The following is a 19,923-nucleotide window of genomic DNA, read 5'->3' as shown; positions in this document are numbered from 1 at the left end:
TGGTTTGCGGTGAATCGGTCGCGAGATCATACGATAGGAGCGGCTCAGGGTGCGATGCCGCGGTGACAGGGTGGAGCAAAAAAAAAGCCGTAATGGCTGCCATCCATGGGGCGACAGCCTACGATAACCGGGCCGGGGCGCCAAGGCCCGGTGTGTGGCAGGGCGTACGAGTCAGGCGTTCACGGCCCGCGACTCGTACCCGTCGGAGTTCTGGTGCTGGGCGTCGGCATCACGGCCGGTATTGCTGCCAGAGACCGGCGCCTCGGCGGGAACAATGTTGACGGCATGAACGCCCTTGTCGCTGGGCTTCTTGTCGAAGGTGACGGCTTGGCCGGCTTTCAGCGTTTTGTAGCCGTCCATCTGGACGGACGAGAAGTGGGCAAACAGATCGTCGCTGCAGCCATCCTCAATGATAAAGCCGTAACCCTTGGCATTATTGAACCACTTCACTTTGCCTGTAGGCATGATGAACTCCCCTGTTCCTTCGCTGTCAGTTGTTATTATCCGGCGGCCTGTCCGCCCGGTGGCCGTGAACGCTGGCCTTAACGCGCACGTCCTGTCCACGTTTGCCGCTCCGGGTGCCGGCTGGCACCGGCAACGCGCCAGGTTCCGGACCTGGACCCGCTGCCTTCCGTTACGAAAAGAGCGCTTACGTTTACATTATTTAACAATACACGGTCACTTTCGACCAATCGTGGCTGCCAGTCAATAGTTTCGATAGGGTGGATGTGTGGTTTCACGCGGTCTGGAAACGGTATCATGCCGGGAATGATAAATATCTCACGCCCCGGCGCCCGCCGTGCTTGAAAACGGGCCGCCGGACAACCACATTTAACGGTGGAAACCGAGTAACCGGTAACAGGACATGCGGACGATCGAACAATCTGGACTAATATTGAATCAAGGGGAGGACGGTCAGCCGGGTCGTCAAGGCGACGTCAGCGTCGCTCCGGAGAAGCCTGCGCTCAAGCGGCCAGCCCGCTACCGGGTGGTGCTTCTGAATGACGATTACACCCCCATGGATTTCGTGGTGGACGTATTGATGACGTTCTTCGGCATGAACGAAGAGAAGGCGACGCAGGTGATGCTGCTCGTCCATACGCAGGGAAAAGCCGTATGCGGGGTATATACCCGGGACATCGCGGAAACAAAGGCAGCACAGGTGAACCAGTATTCCTCGGAATGCGAACATCCGCTCCTTTGCGAGATTGAACGTGCGGACTGACAGACGGCGGGGTGGCCCATGCTGAGCAAAGATCTTGAAATTACGCTGAATACGGCCTTCAAAAATGCCCGGGACAAGCGTCATGAGTTCATGACGGTGGAGCATTTGCTGCTGGCCCTTCTCGACAACGAATCGGCGGTGGGCGTACTCAAAGCCTGTGGCGCGGACCTGCGGCGCCTTGAAGAGGAACTGATCGAGTTCGTCGATTCCACCACACCACTGATCCCCAGCAACGACAGCGAGCGTGAAACCCAGCCGACCCTGGGCTTCCAGCGCGTGCTGCAGCGCGCGGTATTTCACGTGCAGTCTTCCGGCAAGAAGGAGGTGACCGGCGCCAACGTGCTGGTGGCCATTTTCAGCGAGCAGGAAAGCCAGGCGGTGTACGTGCTGAAGAAGCAGAGCATCGCCCGCATTGACGTGGTCAACTTTGTCTCCCACGGCATTTCCCGCGTGCAAGGGGCCGAGGACGATGAGGGCAACGAACAGGCGGCCCAGGAGGAAATGGGCGAGGAGGGCGGTCAGTCCAAGCCGCTGGAAACCTACGCCACCAACCTGAACGAGCAGGCCCGTAAAGGCCGTATCGATCCGCTGATTGGTCGTGAGCACGAGGTTGAGCGGGTCGTTCAGATCCTCGCTCGGCGCCGCAAGAACAACCCGCTACTGGTGGGGGAAGCCGGCGTCGGCAAGACCGCCATTGCCGAGGGCCTGGCCAAGCGCATCGTGGACGGCCAGGTGCCGGACATTATTTCTGACGCAGTGGTCTACTCCCTGGACATGGGCGCGTTGCTGGCGGGCACCAAATACCGTGGTGACTTCGAAAAGCGGCTTAAGGGCCTGCTGAGCGACCTGAAGAAACAGAAGCACGCCATCCTGTTCATCGACGAGATTCACACCATTATCGGTGCCGGATCGGCGTCCGGTGGGGTGATGGACGCGTCCAACCTGCTCAAGCCCATGCTCGGTTCCGGTGAGATCCGCTGCATTGGCTCCACCACGTTCCAGGAATTCCGGGGTATTTTCGAGAAGGACAACGCCCTGGCCCGTCGCTTCCAGAAGATTGATGTGAACGAGCCGAGCGTTGAGGATACTTACCAGATTCTCAAGGGTCTGAAGCCGAACTTCGAGAAACACCACGAGCTGAAGTACACGGATCGGGCCTTGCGGGTCGCCGCCGAACTGGCGGACCGGTACATCACCGACCGGCACCTGCCGGACAAAGCGATTGATGTGATCGACGAGGCCGGCGCCCGCCAGCGCATGCTGCCGGAAGACAAGCGCACCCTGACCGTGGACGTGCCGGAAATCGAAGACGTGGTGGCCAACATCGCGCGGATTCCGCCGAAAAACGTCTCCACCAGCGACAAGGAACTGCTGCGCAACATCGAGCGGGACCTGAAGATGGTGGTGTTCGGCCAGGACCCGGCCATCGAATCCCTGTCCACGGCCATCAAGCTGGCCAGGGCCGGGCTCAAGGCGCCTGAGAAACCGGAAGGGGCCTTCCTGTTTGCCGGCCCCACCGGGGTTGGTAAAACGGAGGTGACCCGTCAGCTGGCGAAAGTGCTGGGCATTGAGCTGGTACGCTTTGACATGTCCGAGTACATGGAGCGGCACACCGTGTCACGGCTGATCGGTGCGCCCCCGGGCTACGTCGGCTATGACCAGGGCGGCCTGCTGACCGAGGCGGTCAACAAGCACCCGCACTGCGTGCTGCTGCTGGATGAAATCGAGAAGGCGCACCCGGAGGTGTTCAACCTGCTGCTGCAGGTCATGGACCACGGCACGCTCACCGATAACAACGGCCGCAAGGCGGATTTCCGTCACGTGATCCTGGTGATGACCACCAACGCCGGTGCTGAGAGTATGGCCCGTCGTTCCATCGGCTTCAGCGAACAGGACCACAGCACGGACGGCATGGAGGTGATCACCAAGACCTTTACGCCGGAGTTCCGCAACCGCCTGGATGCGATCATCCAGTTCGCGGATCTGCAGAAGACCACCATTACCCACGTGGTGGACAAGTTCCTCACCGAACTGCAGGCCCAGCTGGACGAGAAGCATGTGGTGTTGCACGTGGACGACGAGGCCAAAGCCTGGCTGGCGGAGAAAGGTTACGACGTGACCATGGGCGCCCGGCCCATGTCCCGCCTGATCCAGGACAAGATCAAGCGGCCTCTGGCCGAGCAGATCCTGTTTGGCCGGCTTTCCGACCACGGCGGCGACGTGTACGTGCACCTCAAAGGCGACGAACTGGAGTTCGATTACGAGGATGAGCCGGCGGAAGCGGTCTGACGACCGCCGGCGCGCCCATCCTCCAAAACCAAAAAACCCCGCTTCGGCGGGGTTTTTCAGATGTCACTGGCGCTGGGTCAGCGGGCGCGGTACACGATGCGGCCCTTGCTCAGGTCGTACGGGGTCAGCTCCACCTTGACCTTGTCGCCGGTCAGGATGCGGATGTAGTTCTTGCGCATCTTGCCGGAAATGTGGGCGGTGACCACGTGGCCATTGCTGAGCTCTACCCGGAACATGGTGTTGGGAAGGGTGTCGATGATGACGCCTTCCATTTCAATGACATCTGATTTCGCCATTCAGTAGGAACCTCGTTTTGACTAAGCTTTCTGGTGATTTTAAATGGCGCAATTCTGCCTGAATTATCGCCATATGGCAAAAATCACGCCTCTTTCAACGGCCGCCAGTGGCCATCCTTGAGCGCTTCGATGGGGCGGAAGCGGGTTTTGTAGTTCATTTTCCGGCACTCGCGAATCCAGTAACCGAGGTATAGGTGGGGCAATCCACGACGACGGGCTTCCTCAATCTGCCAGAGCACGGCGAAGGTGCCGAGGCTGCGTTTTTCCAGGTCCGGATCGAACACGGTGTAGATGGCGGACAGGCCGTCGTCGAGCACGTCCACCGCCGCCAGGCCGACAAGGCGATCGTCCAGGCGCATTTCCAGAAACCAGGAGTCGGTTGCGCCTTCCACCAGGAACGACAGGAACTGTTCCCGGGAGGGCGGATACATATCGCCGTCCCGGTGCCGCTGCTCAATGTACCGGGCGTAAAGCCGGTAGCCGTCCTCGGTGAACGCCGCCGGGGTCAGCGTGCAGGTCAGATCCTCGTTACGGACCATGACGCGACGCTGGCCTCTGTCCGGCTCGAACGGCTCCACCTTCAGGCGCACGGGGATACAGGCGTTGCAGTTTTCGCAGTGCGGCCGGTAATAGTGGGAGCCGCTGCGACGAAAGCCCAGCGCGGTGAGCTGGCTATAAAGTCGTTTGTCGATGGTCGCCCGCGGGTCCACAAACATGGTGGTGGCCTGGCGGTCGGGCAGGTAGCTGCAGTGGTGCGGTGGCGTTGCGAAGAACACCAGCGTTCTGAGGCTGCTCATTCACACCTCCGTCCCGGTCCATGTCCAGCGCAGACGCCAGTCGGTCTGTGCCGGTACCTCGTCCACGCCTGCGCTGAGTATAGATAAAAACTCGGTTCTTGGGATGCTGCGGGCGCCCATGGTGAGCAGGTGACTGCTCTCCACCTGGCAGTCCATCACCCGGTAACCCCAGAGCCGGAGCTGATTCGCCAGGTGTACCATCAGCACCTTGGAGGCGTTGGTCTGCAGCGAGAACATGGATTCGCCGAAAAAGCAGCGGCCAATGGCCACACCGTACATGCCGCCGGCCAGTTCGCCCCGGGGCGTCCAGACTTCAATGGAGTGGGCGACGCCGCGCCGGTGCAGTTCGGTGTAGGCGGCAACCATCTCGTCGGTAATCCAGGTGCCCTCCGGGCGGGTACTGCCACACAGGCGGATGATTCGGCCGAACTGGCGATCAAAGGTGACCCGGAAGCGGCGTTGGTTCAGCGTGCGCCTCAGGCTGCGGGACACGTGGATCTCATCGGGAAACAGCACGCACCGGGGGTCTGGAGACCACCAGAGGATGGGCTGGTCGTCGCTGTACCAGGGGAAAATCCCGCTTCGGTACGCCAGTATCAGACGTTCCGGGCTCAGGTCGCCCCCGAGGGCCAGCAGTCCGTCGGGGTCGTCCAACGCCTCGTCGGCGGGCGGAAACCAGAGATACTCCGGGTCAAGCCAGGGCAGTGAGGCCATCCGATGCCTTCAGGGTGGCCGGCGTTACGCCGGCTGGTCCAGAAACTTTTCCGCGTCCAAGGCCGCCATGCAGCCGAAGCCGGCGGAGGTGATCGCCTGGCGGTAGACGTGGTCTGCCACGTCGCCAGCGGCAAACACACCCGGCACGCTGGTTTCCGTTGCCATGCCGTCGAGGCCAGAGCGGATGTTCAGGTAGCCGTTGGTCATCTCCAACTGGCCCTCGAACAGCGAGGTGTTCGGCTTATGGCCGATGGCAATGAACACGCCGGCCAGGTCGATGTCCCGGGTGCTGTCATCTTTGGTACTGCGGATGCGCATGCCGGTGACGCCGGTGTTGTCGCCCAGGACTTCATCGAGGGTGTGGTCCCACACCAGGGTGACGTTGCCGTTGCGGGCTTTCTCGAACAGCTTGTCCTGCAGGATTTTCTCGGCCCGCAGGCTGTCCCGGCGGTGCACCAGGATGACCTCTTCGGCCAGGTTGGACAGGTACAGGGCTTCTTCCACGGCGGTGTTGCCGCCGCCGATCACCGCGACTTTCTTCTTGCGATAGAAGAAACCGTCGCAGGTAGCACAGGCGGAGACGCCCTGGCCCTTGAATTTCTCTTCGGATTCCAGCCCCAGGTACATCGCGGAAGCGCCGGTGGCGATGATCAGTGCGTCGCAGGTGTACTCGCCGCTGTCGCCTTTCAGGCGGAACGGACGATTGCGCAGGTCAGCCTCGTTGATGGTGTCGTAGACGATCTTCGTATCAAAGCGCTCGGCGTGCTTCTGCATGCGCTGCATCAACTCCGGGCCCTGCACGCCGTCGTTGTCCCCCGGCCAGTTATCGACATCCGTGGTGGTGGTCAACTGGCCACCCACTTCAATGCCGGTGATCAGGGTCGGGTTCAGGTTGGCTCGGGCCGCGTAAACGGCCGCGGTGTAGCCAGCAGGGCCGGAGCCGAGAATGATCAGTCGGGAATGCTGGGTGTCGCTCATGAACGTCTCTCACTGATAGGGTTAGGCGTGCCCACCGATGGCATGAACGGGTGCCTGCCCCGGGGCCGGGCGCGCGAATTCGAATGCCGCAAGGCTACCATGAAACCGGGCCTGAACCATTCGTTTCAGCCAATTCCGGTTATAAAACCTTGCTATGTCCTTAGGCGTTTCAGCCCGGGCGGCCAGGGCAGGCCCTAAGGCAAAACCGGCACCCGGGTCAGCAGCTCGCGGACCCGAACCTCGCTCTTGCCGGATTCGCCCTGTTCCAGGCGATGGCCGGCAATGGACGGGAACACCGCCTGGACGTCGTCGGGCAGAACGTGCTGGCGCCCCGCCATCAACGCCCAGGCCCGAGCGGCCCGCAGCAGCCCCAGCCCCGCCCGGGGCGACAGGCCGTAGAGCACGCCGGGCATCTGCCGGCTCTGGGTCAGCAGCCGTTGCAGGTAGTCGAGCAACGCGGGGCTCGCGGTCACTGCGTCTACCTGTTCCTGAAGGGCCGCCAGGCGATCCGCATCCATCATCGGACCAAGCCGGTCGCTCATGGCCCGGCGGTCCTCACCCTCCAGCAGGGCCCGCTCGGCGGCCGGGTCCGGGTAGCCCAGGCTGATGCGCATCAGGAACCGGTCCAGCTGGGATTCCGGCAGGGGAAATGTGCCGCCCTGTTCCACCGGGTTCTGGGTGGCGATCACGAAAAACGGCCTGGGCAGGGGGCGGGTTTCGCCCTCGATGGACACCTGACGTTCTTCCATGGCCTCCAGCAGCGCACTCTGCGTGCGGGGAGAAGCCCGGTTGATTTCGTCCGCCAGAACCACCTGGGCAAAGATGGGGCCGGGGTGGAATACCAGGCCCCCGGCCTGTCGATCGAACAGGGAATACCCCAGCACGTCCGCCGGAAGCATGTCATTGGTAAACTGGATGCGCCGGTAGCTGAGCCCCAGAATGCGGGCCAGGGCATGGGCCAGGGTGGTTTTGCCCATGCCGGGAATGTCTTCAATCAACAGATGGCCCCGGGCCAGCAGGCCACACAGCGCCAGCCGGACCTGCCGATCCTTGCCAAGAAGAATGCCGTTAAGGGCGTCAACCAGATCGTCCGAGAATGCCGTCATGCCCGCTCCAGTGCGTGGGGTCGGGCCGGATCAGTCCCGGACCCGTTTGAGAATGTCGCCGTAGGCGTCGATACGCCGGTCTCTCAGATACGGCCAGATGCGGCGAACCGATTCCGTTCGATCACGGTCCAGCGTGGCAAACAGCAAGGTTTCCTGGTGTTCGTCCGCCCGAGCCAGGAATTCGCCCTGGGGGCCGCAGATAAAGCTGTTGCCCCAGAAGCGGATGCCGTCGCTCTGGCCGGATGGGTCCGGCTCCACGCCGACCCGGTTGGGTGCGACAACCGGCAGATTATTGGCCACCGCGTGGCCCCGCTGAACCGTCACCCAGGCGTCCAGCTGGCGGGCCTGTTCGTCCGGATCGTCGGTTACGTCCCAGCCAATCGCGGTCGGGTAGATCAGCAGGTCCGCGCCTGCCAGGGCCATCAGCCGGGCCGCCTCCGGGTACCATTGGTCCCAGCAGACCAGCACGCCCAGCCGACCCACGGAGGTGTCGATGGGGGTGAAGCCGCTGCGGCCGTCGTTGAACGTGGCGTCCCCCGGGGTGAAATAGAACTTCTCGTAGAACCCCGGATCGTCCGGAATGTGCATTTTCCGATACAGCCCGGCGAGCGAACCGTCCCGTTCGAACACCACGGCGGTGTTGTGGTAGACCCCGTTCATGCGCCGCTCGAAGATGGAGCCGACCAGCACAATGTCCAGCTCTCTGGCCAGGGCAGACAGGCGCCCGCTGGTGGGCCCGGGAATCGGCTCCGCCAGATCAAACACGTCGGTATCTTCGGTCTGGCAGAAATACAGGGTGGCGTGCAATTCCTGCAGTACCACCAGTTCGGCGCCACCAGCGGCGGCGTCGCGGACCAGGCGTTCAGTGATGGCGAGGCTGTCGGCCTTGTTGGGGCTGCAGGTCTGCTGGACGGCGGCAATGCGTAGGGATCGGCTCACGGCTGGACGACTCCTTCCGGAATTTGCATGGTCACGCAGTGCAGGCTGCCATGCTGGGCGATCAGGGGGCGGCAGGGCACCGGCACGATTTCCCGGTCGGCAAAGATTTCCCGGAACACCGTCAGCGCGTCGGCGTCCTGCGGCACGTCGTAAACTGGCACCAGAACTGCCCCGTTGATGATCAGGAAATTGGCGTAAGTGGCGGGCAGCCGCTCGCCGTCCTCGTCGTGGATGGCGTCGGGCCAGGGCAGGGCGGTCAGCCGGTAAGGCTCACCGTTGGCCTGGCGGAACTCCCGCAGTTCTTCTTCCATGGCCGCCAGGGCCTGGTAGTGCTCGTCATTGGTGTCCGTGCAGCGCACGTAGCAGAGGTGGTCCGGGGCGCAGAAACGGGCCAGGGTGTCGATGTGGCTGTCGGTGTCATCGCCGGCCAGGTAGCCGTGGTTAAGCCACAGCACCCGTTTGGCGCCGAGGAGCTCGGACAGCGCCGCCTCAATGCCCGCCCGGTCCAGATCCGGGTTGCGGGTCGGGGTCAGCAGGCATTCGCTGGTGGCCAGCACCGTGCCCTGGCCGTCGGATTCGATGGAACCACCTTCAAGCACCAGGTCGACCGGCCGCAGCGGGGTCTTGCCAAAGGCGCCGGCGTTGGCCAGATGACGGTTCAGGGCGTCGTCCTTTTCCCAAGGGAACTTGCCGCCCCAGGCGTTAAAGCGGAAATCGAGCAGCTCGGGGCCGTCCGGCGTGATCACGGTGATCGGGCCGTGGTCCCGGGCCCAAGTGTCGTTGGCCGGTGCCGGCACGGAAATCACCCGTCCCGGAAGGCCGTGTTCCTGAGCGTACCGGTTGAGGTCATCCCCCAGGGCCTGGGCCCGAAAGACGTGTTCGCAGCTGATCACCAGGTGCTCGTGGCGGAGCACGGCCCGGGCGATGGCGTCGAAAACCGGGTCAACCTCGTCCAGGCGGGAGGCCCAGTCAGTGCCGGGGTGCGGCCAGGTCAGCATGACGGCGCTTTGGGGCGCCCATTCGGCGGGCAGGGTGCGGGTAGAGGTCACAATCACCAACCATCTTGAGTTGCAAAGGCGCCATTCTAACGGACGATATCGGCAACGTCAGGCGAAAACATCCGGTGGCCCGGCGGTTAGGGCCACCGGCCTGTTTATTTGGGATTCAGTACCGAATGAATGACCCGGTCGCCCTCGAAATAGACGGTAAAGGTGGCGTATACCCAGCGGGTGATCGGCGGTTGGCCGACCGGGCCCCGGACCGCCTGCGGCTCACCCCAACGGGCCCGGACGGAGGCCTGGCTGAGGCCGTGCTCGGGCATGTTGGTGGCGGACCGTTCCGCCTGGCTGCCAACCGGTAGCGCCAGGTCTTCGGCCTGAGCCATGGCCACAGGGGCGGTGGACAACAGGACCAGGAGCGCTGCGCGGGTCAGCGAGGTGAGGGTCTTGGGTGCGGGCATCGGAAAATCTCCGTTTGGATCCGGGTCAAAATGCGCCAGATGACGCGGGTGTCTAAATCGTAATATCTGAAATTTGCTGAGAAAAGTCACGACATCGGCAAGATTACCGCGTTTGCCGTTGGCGAATCTGCCAGCGCATCACATGCCGGGCGATGGACTGGCGATCGGCGTCGGCCAGGCGGACGAACTCGGTGTGAAGGCGTTCGAAACCGGCTGTGCCGGCGGCGTCTCCGGGTTCGGTGGACACCACCCTGACGACGCCCTCAGCCTGCAGGAAGTCCGGCGGCAGGGTCAGCCGGACGGCCAGGCAGTCGCCAATCCCATGCTGGCCGGTAAGGCACTCGAAGGACAGGCCGCCCTCACTGAGGGTGACCTCTCGCCAGTCCTCCGGTTGCAACGGATTTTGCTCAAGGGCCATAATGCGCGCCAACGCGTCGAGCTTGCTGTCCAGAGCCTTGAGCAGCGCGGTCAGCGTTCGGTCCCGCTCGGCCAGCACCGCAAGGTGCTGCCGGAATTCGAGGTCATGGCGTCGCAGTTCCGCTTTCAGGGTTGCCCCGATGTCGCTGTCGAAGGTCGGGTTCTCGGGAACCTGCCCCGTCGGCAGCGGTCGGATCTCCAGGCCAATGCGGTCGTCAATCCGGAAGTACTCGCGCCGGTCGTCCGCCAGAGGTGCGCCGGATTGCTCGCCGTGCGGGTCTGCTGATGGGTTGGACATGGTGGCTCCGATGGCGTTCCGGCGCTCGGGCCGGTCAGCAAAAACAGTGTTTACAGAACAGTTTAGCAGCTACTTCGGGGAACGGCGCCGGTCAGCGGTGAGGCTCACAACCGGGTCGCCGCCAGCGGCATCCTGGCAGATACCCCGAGACAGGCATCCTTAACAGGCACCTTTCACAGGCATCCTTTATAGGCACCCTCAACAGGCATCCCGTTCATGTTCAAGCCCCTTTCGTTGTACGTCGGTTTGCGGTACACCGCGGCCAAACGCCGGAACCACTTTATTTCGTTCATTTCGCTGACGTCCATGATCGGGCTGATGCTGGGTGTGGCGGTGCTGATCATTGTGCTCTCCGTCATGAACGGGTTTGACCGTGAGCTCAAGCAGCGCATCCTGGGCATGGTACCCCACGCGGTCATCGAAGGTGACGGCCCCCTGGACGATTGGCAGGAGGTCGACCGCATTGTCGAGACCAACCCCCATGTGAAGGCCGCAGCGCCGTTCATTCAGGCCCAGGGCATGATCGCCAAGGGCGGCAACGTTCGAGGCATTCTGCTCAACGGCATCCTGCCCGATCAGGAGCGGACCGTGTCCATCATCGAAGACCACATGGTGGAAGGCTCCCTGGACGATCTGAAATCCGGCGAGTTCGGCATTATCATCGGCCGCATTGCCGCCAACAGCCTGGGGCTGGAACTTGGCGACCGCATCACGGTGGTGCTGCCAGAGGCGTCGTTAACTCCGGCCGGCGTACTGCCGCGTCTCAAGCGGTTCACCGTCAAAGGGATTTTCAGCGTTGGGGCGGAGCTCGACGGCAACTACACCCTGGTACACATGGACGACGCATCCAAGCTGATGCGAACCAACGGTAAGGCCCAGGGCGTGCGGCTGCTGGTGGATGATCTGTTTGCCGCGCCCAAAGTGGCCCGGGAAGCGGCGCAAATGCTCAAGGGCCGTTATTACATTTCCGACTGGACCCGCACCCACGGCAACCTGTTCCAGGCGATCCGCATGGAGAAGACCATGATTGGCCTGCTGTTGATGTTCATCGTGGCCGTTGCCGCGTTTAACATCGTGTCCACCCTGGTGATGGTGGTGACGGACAAGACCGCCGACATTGCCATTCTTCGTACCATGGGGGCGACGCCGGGCCGTATCCTGCGGATCTTCATTGTGCAGGGAGCGGTTATCGGCCTGGTGGGCACGGTGGTGGGCACCACCCTGGGGATTCTCGGTGCGCTCAACGTGAGCGCCGCCATTGCTTGGCTGGAGCAGGTCACCGGGCACCACTTCCTCAGCGCGGATGTGTACTTTATCAGCTATCTGCCGTCTCAGCTTCAGTGGGAAGACGTGGCGATCATCAGTGGCGCCGGCCTGGCCATGAGCCTGCTGGCCACTATCTACCCGGCCTGGCGGGCCTCGCGGATCGACCCGGCGGAGGCGCTGCGTTATGAGTAAGGACAATACGCCCATGAACGACACCACGCCGGTCATTGACTGCCGGGACATCACCCGCACCTACAGCGAGGGTCCGGGCAAACTGACCATCTTCAGCGGCATCTCTCTCACCGTTCAGGCCGGGGAGACGGTTGCCATCGTGGGCAGCAGCGGCGCCGGTAAAACCACGCTGCTGAACTTGCTCGGCGGCCTCGACCGGCCGACGACCGGTGAGGTCCGCATCTGTGGCCAGGATCTGAAGAAGCTGTCCGAGCGGGCACGGGCCCGGTTCCGCAACGGCCACCTGGGTTTTGTCTACCAGTTTCACCACTTGCTACCCGAGTTCACCGCATTGGAAAACGTGATGATGCCCGGTGTGCTGGGCCGTCAGAAGGTACCGGAGGCAAAGTCGCGGGCCACCGCCATGCTTGAAAAGGTGGGCCTGAGCGAGCGCCTGGGCCACAAACCCGGTGAGCTGTCCGGCGGTGAGCGCCAGCGGGTGGCCATTGCCCGGGCGTTGGTGAACGCGCCCCAGTGTGTGTTAATGGATGAGCCGACGGGTAACCTGGACGAGCAGACCGGGGAGGGCGTGCGCGCCCTGATCGAGCAACTGCGGGATGAGTTCGGGATTGCGTTCGTGATGGTGACTCACGATATGTCCATGGCCAGGAGCCTGGGGCGCGTCCTGAGGCTGGAGCACGGTCGCCTGGTTCAGGATGAGTGACGGCTGGCGGCGTTACGCTGCCGGCGTTCGCGCCAGTCGGCCCGGATTTTTCGGCGCCAGAGATACTGGATGATCACGTAGGACAGTCCCGCAAAAAACGTGGCAACGATCACCGAGCCTACGTACAGCGGGATACCGATCTCCACCAGGCGCTCGCTGATCCAGCTCCAGGACAGCTCGAAGTCAAACGGCAACACCGGTCGATGCAGTACCCAGGCGCCCACCTTGTAGTTGAAATAGAATAGCGGCGGCATGGTGATCGGGTTGCTGATCCACACCAGCACCACGGATAACGGCAGGTTGGCGTTGAACCAGATGGCGAAGAACGCGGCCGCCACCATCTGGAAGGGCATCGGAATAAAACAGAACCAGACGCCAATCAGGAAGGCCCGTGCCACGCAGTGCCGGTTGATGTGCCACAGGTTGGGCTCGTGCAGCACATCGCCCAGAAATTGCAGCGACTCGATGGACTGCATTTTCTCGGGCGTTGGCAGGTAGCGTTTTATGAACTTCTTTGGCATTGAGGATTCTGCCTGAAGGCTGCCCTGGGGCGGCCAGCTAAACCGGGTGCAGGGAGCGCGCCCAACTCAAGGACGTGACAGGAGGACAGGGAATGTCCGCTCTGCCCATTGGCGCACTGGCGTTCTCGCTGGGCGTTATTTTACTGTACCCGCTGCCGATCGTGCCACCACCGTGGCTGATTGCCTCTGCGATTCTTTCGCTGTTTTACGTTGGCTGGACGCGCCGGACTACCCCTCCTTTGGTCGTGATCGCTCTGTGCGCTTTTCTCACCGGGATGTTATGGGCCGCGGTCATTGCCGGTAGCCGGCTTGATGAGCGTCTGCCCGAGGCGCTGGAGGGAGCCCGCGTCCCGGTCGAGGGCTACGTCTGTGACGCGGTCACCCCCGGCAGTTTCGACAGCCTGCGGTTCGGCCTGTGCGTCATCCGCTGGCCCGGCCAAATGGCCAGTGGCCTTCCGAGCAAACTCCGCCTCAGTTGGTATGGGGGCGACCCACAGGTGCTCGCCGGTCACCGGCTGCGGTTGATGGTGGTGCTCAAACGCCCCCACGGCACCCTCAACGAGGCCGGCTTTCGCTATGAAACCTGGCTGTTCCGGCATGGGTACCGGGCCACCGGCTCGGTGAAGTCAGCGGAGGCGGCACCCGGGCTTCCGTGCCCCATCGTCTGCCGGTATGCCCGCTGGCACCGCGCGCTCACCGATTGGGCCACCGAGCGCTTTGGCAGCACTCGATACACTGCCCTGATTGCCTCCCTGATGCTGGGCGATCGACGCGCGGTGACGGACGCCCAGTGGAAGGTGCTGCGACAAACCGGCACCGTGCACCTGGTGGCCATCTCCGGCCTTCACCTGGGACTGGTGGCGATAGCCGCCGGTGCTCTGGCCCGGTGGGCGATGCTCTGGCTGGCCCCCGTCGGCTTGACAGAGGTTGGGCGTCGACGGGGCGTCTTTGCCGTGGTGGCGATGGTTTGCGTGGTCTATGCCCTGGCCGCCGGTTTCACCGTGCCCACCCGGCGAGCGCTGGTGATGGTGCTGGTCGCCGGGGCCACCTGGATTGCCGCCAGGCAGCGCCCGGCGTGGCACGGCTACGGCTACGCCCTGGCCATCGTGCTGTTGCTCGATCCGTTTGCACCTCTGGACCAGGGATTCTGGCTGTCGTTCGCGGCGGTTGCGGTGCTGATGTGGGTGTTTGCCGGACGATGGCGCAGCGCCGGCGGCCTGGGCAGCCTGTTTCTCGCTCAGGCGGGCATCTTCCTGGGACTCTGGCCGGTGCTCATGGCGTTTGGTCTTGGTCAACCGCTCGCCGGTGCGTTTGCCAATCTGGTGGCTATTCCCTGGGTGTCGTTTGTGGTGATGCCGGTGGTCATTCTTGGCGGTCTGCTTGCGGCGGTGTTGCCGGGCGTCGCGGACACGGCCGGGTGGGCCATGGATGTTGTCATTGCGCCGCTGTGGCGGACGCTGGAGTGGCTGGCCGGGCAGGAGTGGCCGATTCTGGCGGTGTCCGCGGGCGTGCTCTGGCCGGCCGCCGCCACCGGTTTGCTGGCGCTGCGTCTGCCGGTGGCGCCGGGGCGTGGGCTGGTGGGCATGCTGCTGATGGCGGTCGGGCTGACGTCGATGCCGGGCGCTGGCAACGTACCTGCGAATCCGCCGCGCAACCCACCGGTTATGACACCGGAGGTCCTTGTGTTGGATGTGGGGCAGGGGCTGTCGGTACTTGTGCGGAGCGGGCGGCAGGTGCTCTTGTACGATACCGGCCCCGGTGTGCCGGGCGTTTTTTCGGCGGTGGAATCCACCGTGTTGCCAGAATTGAAGACGCTGGGGGTTCAACGGATTGATACCCTGGTGCTGAGCCACGCCGACCGGGATCACTCCGGCGGGCTGGCCGAGTTGCTGGCGGCGGTTCCCGTGGGCCAGGTCATCACCGGCGAGCCCGGCCCCATTGGCAAGCGACTGGCCGGACTGCCACACCCGGCGATCCGGCCCTGTCGTTCGCAGCAGACGCACCTGGGCGCCCTCTCGGCGCGTTACTGGCAATGGGCAGGGGCACCCGGCACGGTGCCCGAGGGCAACGATGCGTCCTGCGTTTTGGTTCTGGAGGAGCCGCAAAGCCGCGTCCAGTGGCTGCTTCCGGGGGATCTGACTGCGACGGGCGAGGCGGCGTTTCTCCGTGACACCCCTATGGCGGTGTCTGGCAGAGGCGGCCGCAGGGCCTGGCACCGAGTTGTGATTGCGCCCCACCACGGCAGCAACACGTCGTCATCTTCCGCCTGGGTGAAGGAACTCGCACCGGAATGGGTGATCTACAGCGCCGGTTATCGACACCGGTTTGGCCATCCCAGCCCCGCGGTGGCGGACCGGTACAGGGCCGCGGGTGCCCGGGCCCTCAATACCGCCTGCACCGGCGGCCTGGTGCTGTCAGCGCCCGCGGGCCGGTTGCGCATCGCCCGGTCCGTTGACCGGGCTCCGTTCTGGATCGGCGGCAAGGGTCTGGCACGGCGGCGATGTCACACGCCCTGAGTTCCGGCGGTCGTTGGCCGGGCAAGCGGCGTTTGCCGCTGTGGTCACCGGGGGCAGCTATGCTAAAGTAGCGCGGCTTGAAACTGATCAGGGAGACCCACGCGTGTTCGAGTTGCTCAAAGCCGGCGGTATCATGATGGTGCCCATTGTGGCCTGTTCCATTCTGGCCCTTGCCATCGTTCTGGAACGCTTCTGGTCCCTGCGGGTGTCCCGCGTGGCGCCGCCCCAGACCATCAACGAACTCTGGCGCTGGATCAAGAACAAGGATCTGAATGGCCGCAAGCTCAAGGCGCTGCAGGCGTCCTCGCCGATGGGGCGGGTACTGGCCAGTGGCCTGCTGAACGCCAAGCACGGCCGCGACATCATGAAAGAAAGCATCGAGCATGAGGCCAGCCAGGTCATCCACGAGCTGGAGCGATTCCTGAATCCTCTGGGCACGGTGGCCACCATTTCTCCGCTGCTGGGCCTGCTGGGCACTGTGATCGGGATGATCGAAGTGTTCGCGGACATTCAGACCGCCGGCGTCGGTAAGGCGGGCAACCTGGCCGGCGGCATTTCCCAGGCCCTCATCACCACCGCTGCGGGCCTGAGCATCGCCATTCCGGCCCTGATCTGTCACCGCTATTTCATCCGACGGGTGGATGAGCTGGTGGTGAACATGGAACAGGAAGCGGTCAAGCTGGTGGAAGTGGTCCACGGCGACCGGGAAATTGACGTGGAAGGAGCCTGAACGCCGTGAAGTTCAAGCGCCAGAGGAGCCAGGAAGTGGGCGTCGACCTGACGCCGCTGATTGACGTGGTGTTCCTCCTCCTGATTTTTTTCATGGTCTCCACCACCTTTACGCGGGAAAGTCACCTAGAGGTGCAACTGCCTGAGGCCAGTGCCGATGCGCCGGTTACCGAGAAAGCCCGGCAGATTGACGTGGTGATCAACGCCGAGGGCCAGTACCGGCTGAACGACAAGGAGCTGGTGAACAACCGCCGTGAAACTCTCGAGCGGGGTGTTCGCGAGCTGGCCAACGGCAACCAGAGCCTGCCGTTTGTGATCACCGCCGATGCCCGCACCCCCCATGAATACGTGGTGCGCGCCATGGACGTCGCCGGTCGCCTGGGCTTCACCAAGCTCAGTATCACCACCCAGCGGGAGGCCGGCGACGGTGAGTGACCACGCAGCATCCGACGCCAACGAACCGGGCAACTGGGAGACCTACCGTCGCCTCCTGAGCTATGTCCGCCCCCTGTGGCTGCCGTTCTCTCTCGCGGTGATTGGCAACATCATCTACGCCAGTGCCTCGACCGGCATGGCGGCGGCGATGGAATACGTGATCAAGGCGATCGAGAATCCGACGGACCAAAACCGTCTGGTACTGACCTTGCTGATCGTCGGTGTCTTTGCGTCCCGGGGGCTGGGCACCTTTCTGAGCGGGTATTTCATCAGCTACGTTGGCCGCCACGTGATCAACGCCCTACGGGAGCAGCTGTTCGACCGGATGATGGACCTGCCGTCCCGCTATTTTGACGATAACGCCTCCGGGCGCCTGGTCTCCAAGCTCACCTACAACGTCGAACAGGTCTCCGAGGCCACCACCAACGCGGTCACCACCTCCCTGCGGGAAGGGCTGACGGTGGTGGGTCTGCTGGGCTTCATGATTTACACCAACTGGAAGCTGACACTGCTTTTCCTGACGGTGGGGCCGATCATTGGCGCCGTGGTGACCTACGCGAGCCGTCGCTTCCGTCGTATCAGCCGTCGCATTCAGGGCTCCATGGGCGATCTGACCCACGTTGCCTCCGAAAGCATCAGCGGTTACCGGGTGGTTCGAACGTTCGGCGGTGAGGATTTCGAGCGTCAGCGGTTTCGTCAGGTCAACGACCGCAACATGAAACAGAGCATGAAGATGGCCGCCACCCAGGCCACCAGTGTGCCGGTCATTCAGGTGCTGGTGGCGTTGGCCATTGCCGCCCTCGTATGGATGATGCTGTCTCCGGAGATTCGGGGGGCAATGACCACCGGCCAGTTGGTGGCCTTCCTGACCGCCGCTACCACCATGGCCAAGCCGATTCGCCAGATCACCAGCATTCATTCCAAAATCCAGAGAGGCGTGGCTGCCGCCGGCGACGTGTTTGCGGCCATCGACGAACCGCCGGAAGAAGACCGCGGTGAGCACGCGCCAACGCGGGTGCGGGGAGATCTGGAGTTCGATCACGTGTCGTTCCGCTACCGCCGCGAACTTCCAAACGTGCTGGAAGACATCACCATGCAGATTCCCGCGGGACAGAGCGTGGCGCTGGTGGGCCGATCCGGCAGCGGCAAGTCCACCCTGGTCAGCCTGCTGCCCCGGTTTTACGATTACACGGGCGGTGACATCCGGCTGGACGGCCACCCGCTACCGGAGTACGCGCTCAAGGCGCTTCGGGGCCAGATCGCCCTGGTGACCCAGAACGTGGTGCTGTTCAATGATACCGTCGCGGCGAATATCGCTTACGGTGCCCTGCGTAACGCTACCCGGGAGCAGATCCGGGAAGCTGCCGCCAAGGCCCATGCCCTGGAGTTCATTGACCGCATGCCCGAAGGTCTCGACACGATGATCGGAGACAACGGCGTCATGCTGTCCGGCGGCCAGCGCCAGCGGCTGGCCATTGCCCGGGCGCTGCTGAAGGACGCCCCCATCCTGATTCTGGACGAGGCCACCTCGGCCCTGGACACCGAATCGGAGCGTCACATCCAGGAAGCTCTGGAGACGGTGATGAAGGGCCGCACGACTCTGGTCATCGCGCACCGGCTGTCCACCATCGAAAACGCCGACCGTATCCTGGTGATGGAGCAGGGCAGAATCGTGGAATCCGGCCGTCACGACGAGCTTCTGGCTGCCGGTGGCGCCTACGCTCAGCTCCACCGGATGCAGTTCACCGAACCAGCATGAGCGGCCTGGTCGATCGCCTGTGGTATGGCCGAGGCCGGCCGCTCGGGTTTCTGGCGCCGCTGGCCTGGCTTTACCGTGCCGTCAGTGAGCGCCGTCGCCGTGCCGCCTGGCGAGCCCGTAACGAGCCCCTGCCGCTGCCAGTGGTGGTGGTCGGTAACCTTACCGCCGGTGGCACCGGAAAATCCCCGCTGACCGCACGTTTGGTCAAAGCCATGGCGGACAGGGGCTGGCAGCCGGTCATCCTCAGCCGCGGCTACGGTGGTAAGGCGGGTCATTACCCGCTGCTGGTCACCGCCGATACGCCGGCGACCGACGCCGGCGACGAGCCCGTGATGCTGGCCCGGGAAACCGGCGTTCCGGTGGTGGTAGACCCCAAGCGCCGGCGGGCCGCCGAATGGGTGGTGGCGCGGCAGCTGGGTGATGTGCTGATCTGCGACGACGGCCTGCAGCATTACCCGTTGCCCAGAGACATTGAGCTGGCGGTGTTTGATGGTGCCCGCGGCGTTGGCAACGGCGCGCTTATTCCGGTGGGGCCGCTCAGGGAGCCGATATCACGCCTTTCCGGTGTGGACTTTGTGGTGGTCAACGGTGCAGCCGCGGCCCAGCCGCTTGGCGAGGGTGGTCGGCTGACCGGCTTTGGCGACATTGAGCACCCGGACATGTATCCGATGACCCTCACGCCGTCAGCCCTGATTCACGTTCGTTCCGGTCAGCGGCGGCCGCTGTCAGACCTGGACGGGCAGTCGGTGCACGCCATTGCCGGTATTGGCAACCCCGCCCGGTTTTTCGCCACCCTGGACGCCCTGGGTGCCAACGTGCGGGCCACGCCGTTTGCCGATCACCATGCCTTCCGGGCCAGCGAGCTCACGACAGAGCCTGAGGAGTGGCTGGTGATGACCGCCAAAGACGCCGTAAAATGCCGGGATATCGCGCCCGACAATGCCTGGTACCTGGCGGTTGAGGCTCAGTTGCCCGCGGCTGCCTTGAATGCCTTTCTGGATCGGCTGGCCCACTGCCGGTCGTCAGTCTATTGATGCTATTACGCCCGTTCCCGGAGATTGACCATGGATAAAAAGCTCATTGCCCTGCTGGCCTGCCCGGTGTGCAAAGGAGAACTGACCCTTAATCCGGAGAAGACCGAGCTGATCTGCTATCCGGACGCCATGGCGTTTCCGATTCGCGAGGGCATCCCGGTGATGCTGGCCGGTGAGGCCCGGACCCTGTCCACCGATGAGCGCCTGGACAAGCACTGAACGGCCGGGCCGTAACGCCTTACGCACTTGA

The 19,923-nt window shown here is 63.5% G+C and carries 21 protein-coding genes; 10 read left to right on the top strand and 11 right to left on the bottom strand.

The features are described from left to right. Positions 1-171 precede the first annotated feature (171 nt). The gene (gene cspD, locus V3388_RS06725) at positions 172-465 is read right to left on the bottom strand and encodes a cold shock domain-containing protein CspD (protein WP_336366765.1); all 294 of its coding nucleotides are present in this window, start codon (positions 463-465) and stop codon (positions 172-174) included. Between the two features lie 400 nt (positions 466-865). On the opposite strand from cspD, the gene clpS reads away from it, so the two are divergent. Next, positions 866-1,225, top strand: coding sequence for an ATP-dependent Clp protease adapter ClpS (clpS, locus tag V3388_RS06720; protein ID WP_336366764.1), 360 nt, complete (start codon positions 866-868; stop codon positions 1,223-1,225). Between the two features lie 18 nt (positions 1,226-1,243). After that, a complete protein-coding gene (gene clpA / locus V3388_RS06715) occupies positions 1,244-3,514 on the top strand; it encodes an ATP-dependent Clp protease ATP-binding subunit ClpA (protein ID WP_336366763.1) in 2,271 nt (756 codons plus the stop codon). Between the two features lie 77 nt (positions 3,515-3,591). Here the strand turns inward: clpA and infA are convergent, their stop codons facing one another. The 9 genes from infA to V3388_RS06670 all read right to left on the bottom strand — a co-directional run bounded on the left by infA (position 3,592) and on the right by V3388_RS06670 (position 10,518). Then, a complete protein-coding gene (gene infA, locus V3388_RS06710) occupies positions 3,592-3,810 on the bottom strand; it encodes a translation initiation factor IF-1 (RefSeq protein ID WP_014421226.1) in 219 nt (72 codons plus the stop codon). 83 nt (positions 3,811-3,893) lie between these two features. Continuing rightward, positions 3,894-4,607 carry an arginyltransferase gene (locus V3388_RS06705; RefSeq protein ID WP_336366762.1) on the bottom strand — a complete coding sequence of 238 codons (714 nt, stop codon included), beginning with the start codon at positions 4,605-4,607 and terminating at the stop codon, positions 3,894-3,896. Beyond that, entirely contained in the window at positions 4,608-5,321 is a 714-nt protein-coding gene (gene aat, locus V3388_RS06700) for a leucyl/phenylalanyl-tRNA--protein transferase (protein WP_336366761.1), read from the bottom strand. It lies immediately after the preceding gene. A gap of 24 nt (positions 5,322-5,345) precedes the next feature. Next, a complete protein-coding gene (trxB, locus tag V3388_RS06695) occupies positions 5,346-6,299 on the bottom strand; it encodes a thioredoxin-disulfide reductase (protein WP_336366760.1) in 954 nt (317 codons plus the stop codon). A gap of 194 nt (positions 6,300-6,493) precedes the next feature. Further along, the gene (locus V3388_RS06690) at positions 6,494-7,405 is read right to left on the bottom strand and encodes an AAA family ATPase (RefSeq protein WP_336366759.1); all 912 of its coding nucleotides are present in this window, start codon (positions 7,403-7,405) and stop codon (positions 6,494-6,496) included. Between the two features lie 30 nt (positions 7,406-7,435). After that, a complete protein-coding gene (locus V3388_RS06685; protein ID WP_336366758.1) occupies positions 7,436-8,344 on the bottom strand; it encodes a carbon-nitrogen hydrolase in 909 nt (302 codons plus the stop codon). Then, positions 8,341-9,393, bottom strand: coding sequence for an agmatine deiminase family protein (locus tag V3388_RS06680; RefSeq protein ID WP_336367291.1), 1,053 nt, complete (start codon positions 9,391-9,393; stop codon positions 8,341-8,343). Before V3388_RS06680 ends, V3388_RS06685 begins: the two co-directional genes overlap by 4 nt. A gap of 104 nt (positions 9,394-9,497) precedes the next feature. Further along, positions 9,498-9,803: a hypothetical protein gene (locus V3388_RS06675; RefSeq protein ID WP_336366757.1), complete on the bottom strand. Its 306-nt coding sequence runs from the start codon at positions 9,801-9,803 to the stop codon at positions 9,498-9,500. A 103-nt stretch (positions 9,804-9,906) separates the two neighbouring features. Then, entirely contained in the window at positions 9,907-10,518 is a 612-nt protein-coding gene (locus tag V3388_RS06670) for a PilZ domain-containing protein (RefSeq protein ID WP_336366756.1), read from the bottom strand. A 216-nt stretch (positions 10,519-10,734) separates the two neighbouring features. Between V3388_RS06670 and V3388_RS06665 the strand changes: the two genes are divergently transcribed. Then, positions 10,735-11,976, top strand: a complete 1,242-nt coding sequence (locus V3388_RS06665) for a lipoprotein-releasing ABC transporter permease subunit (RefSeq protein WP_336366755.1) — start codon at positions 10,735-10,737, stop codon at positions 11,974-11,976. Continuing rightward, positions 11,969-12,679 (top strand): lipoprotein-releasing ABC transporter ATP-binding protein LolD, encoded by a 711-nt coding sequence (gene lolD, locus V3388_RS06660; protein ID WP_336366754.1) that lies wholly within the window; start codon positions 11,969-11,971, stop codon positions 12,677-12,679. Before V3388_RS06665 ends, lolD begins: the two co-directional genes overlap by 8 nt. Here the strand turns inward: lolD and V3388_RS06655 are convergent. After that, complete coding sequence (locus V3388_RS06655) at positions 12,667-13,200, bottom strand: DUF2062 domain-containing protein (protein WP_336366753.1); 534 nt, start codon at positions 13,198-13,200, stop codon at positions 12,667-12,669. The genes lolD and V3388_RS06655 overlap by 13 nt on opposite strands. A gap of 92 nt (positions 13,201-13,292) precedes the next feature. Between V3388_RS06655 and V3388_RS06650 the strand changes: the two genes are divergently transcribed. The 6 genes from V3388_RS06650 to V3388_RS06625 all read left to right on the top strand — a co-directional run bounded on the left by V3388_RS06650 (position 13,293) and on the right by V3388_RS06625 (position 19,892). After that, positions 13,293-15,716 (top strand): DNA internalization-related competence protein ComEC/Rec2, encoded by a 2,424-nt coding sequence (locus V3388_RS06650; protein ID WP_336366752.1) that lies wholly within the window; start codon positions 13,293-13,295, stop codon positions 15,714-15,716. 103 nt (positions 15,717-15,819) lie between these two features. Continuing rightward, on the top strand, positions 15,820-16,446 hold the full coding sequence (locus V3388_RS06645; protein ID WP_336366751.1) for a MotA/TolQ/ExbB proton channel family protein: 627 nt from the start codon (positions 15,820-15,822) through the stop codon (positions 16,444-16,446). A gap of 5 nt (positions 16,447-16,451) precedes the next feature. Then, a complete protein-coding gene (locus tag V3388_RS06640) occupies positions 16,452-16,880 on the top strand; it encodes an ExbD/TolR family protein (protein ID WP_336366750.1) in 429 nt (142 codons plus the stop codon). Further along, positions 16,873-18,639: a lipid A export permease/ATP-binding protein MsbA gene (msbA, locus tag V3388_RS06635; RefSeq protein ID WP_336366749.1), complete on the top strand. Its 1,767-nt coding sequence runs from the start codon at positions 16,873-16,875 to the stop codon at positions 18,637-18,639. The genes V3388_RS06640 and msbA overlap by 8 nt, the downstream gene beginning before the upstream one ends. After that, positions 18,636-19,673: a tetraacyldisaccharide 4'-kinase gene (gene lpxK / locus V3388_RS06630; RefSeq protein WP_336366748.1), complete on the top strand. Its 1,038-nt coding sequence runs from the start codon at positions 18,636-18,638 to the stop codon at positions 19,671-19,673. The genes msbA and lpxK overlap by 4 nt, the downstream gene beginning before the upstream one ends. 30 nt (positions 19,674-19,703) lie before the next feature. Beyond that, positions 19,704-19,892, top strand: a complete 189-nt coding sequence (locus V3388_RS06625; protein ID WP_336366747.1) for a Trm112 family protein — start codon at positions 19,704-19,706, stop codon at positions 19,890-19,892. The last annotated feature ends 31 nt before the right edge of the window (positions 19,893-19,923 follow it).

It is taken from the genome of Marinobacter sp. C2H3 (genome assembly GCF_037080155.1).
In the GTDB taxonomy this organism is placed as follows: domain Bacteria; phylum Pseudomonadota; class Gammaproteobacteria; order Pseudomonadales; family Oleiphilaceae; genus Marinobacter.
This window is presented reverse-complemented; position numbering and strand designations above follow the sequence as displayed.

What these genes read in the sequence shown, in the direction of transcription:
- cspD (WP_336366765.1), bottom strand. Translation starts at nt 465, where the DNA reads ATGCCTACAGGCAAAGTGAAGTGGTTCAATAATGCCAAGGGTTACGGC.
- clpS (WP_336366764.1), top strand. Translation starts at nt 866, where the DNA reads ATGCGGACGATCGAACAATCTGGACTAATATTGAATCAAGGGGAGGAC.
- clpA (WP_336366763.1), top strand. Translation starts at nt 1,244, where the DNA reads ATGCTGAGCAAAGATCTTGAAATTACGCTGAATACGGCCTTCAAAAAT.
- infA (WP_014421226.1), bottom strand. Translation starts at nt 3,810, where the DNA reads ATGGCGAAATCAGATGTCATTGAAATGGAAGGCGTCATCATCGACACC.
- V3388_RS06705 (WP_336366762.1), bottom strand. Translation starts at nt 4,607, where the DNA reads ATGAGCAGCCTCAGAACGCTGGTGTTCTTCGCAACGCCACCGCACCAC.
- aat (WP_336366761.1), bottom strand. Translation starts at nt 5,321, where the DNA reads ATGGCCTCACTGCCCTGGCTTGACCCGGAGTATCTCTGGTTTCCGCCC.
- trxB (WP_336366760.1), bottom strand. Translation starts at nt 6,299, where the DNA reads ATGAGCGACACCCAGCATTCCCGACTGATCATTCTCGGCTCCGGCCCT.
- V3388_RS06690 (WP_336366759.1), bottom strand. Translation starts at nt 7,405, where the DNA reads ATGACGGCATTCTCGGACGATCTGGTTGACGCCCTTAACGGCATTCTT.
- V3388_RS06675 (WP_336366757.1), bottom strand. Translation starts at nt 9,803, where the DNA reads ATGCCCGCACCCAAGACCCTCACCTCGCTGACCCGCGCAGCGCTCCTG.
- V3388_RS06670 (WP_336366756.1), bottom strand. Translation starts at nt 10,518, where the DNA reads ATGTCCAACCCATCAGCAGACCCGCACGGCGAGCAATCCGGCGCACCT.
- V3388_RS06665 (WP_336366755.1), top strand. Translation starts at nt 10,735, where the DNA reads ATGTTCAAGCCCCTTTCGTTGTACGTCGGTTTGCGGTACACCGCGGCC.
- lolD (WP_336366754.1), top strand. Translation starts at nt 11,969, where the DNA reads ATGAGTAAGGACAATACGCCCATGAACGACACCACGCCGGTCATTGAC.
- V3388_RS06655 (WP_336366753.1), bottom strand. Translation starts at nt 13,200, where the DNA reads ATGCCAAAGAAGTTCATAAAACGCTACCTGCCAACGCCCGAGAAAATG.
- V3388_RS06650 (WP_336366752.1), top strand. Translation starts at nt 13,293, where the DNA reads ATGTCCGCTCTGCCCATTGGCGCACTGGCGTTCTCGCTGGGCGTTATT.
- lpxK (WP_336366748.1), top strand. Translation starts at nt 18,636, where the DNA reads ATGAGCGGCCTGGTCGATCGCCTGTGGTATGGCCGAGGCCGGCCGCTC.
- V3388_RS06625 (WP_336366747.1), top strand. Translation starts at nt 19,704, where the DNA reads ATGGATAAAAAGCTCATTGCCCTGCTGGCCTGCCCGGTGTGCAAAGGA.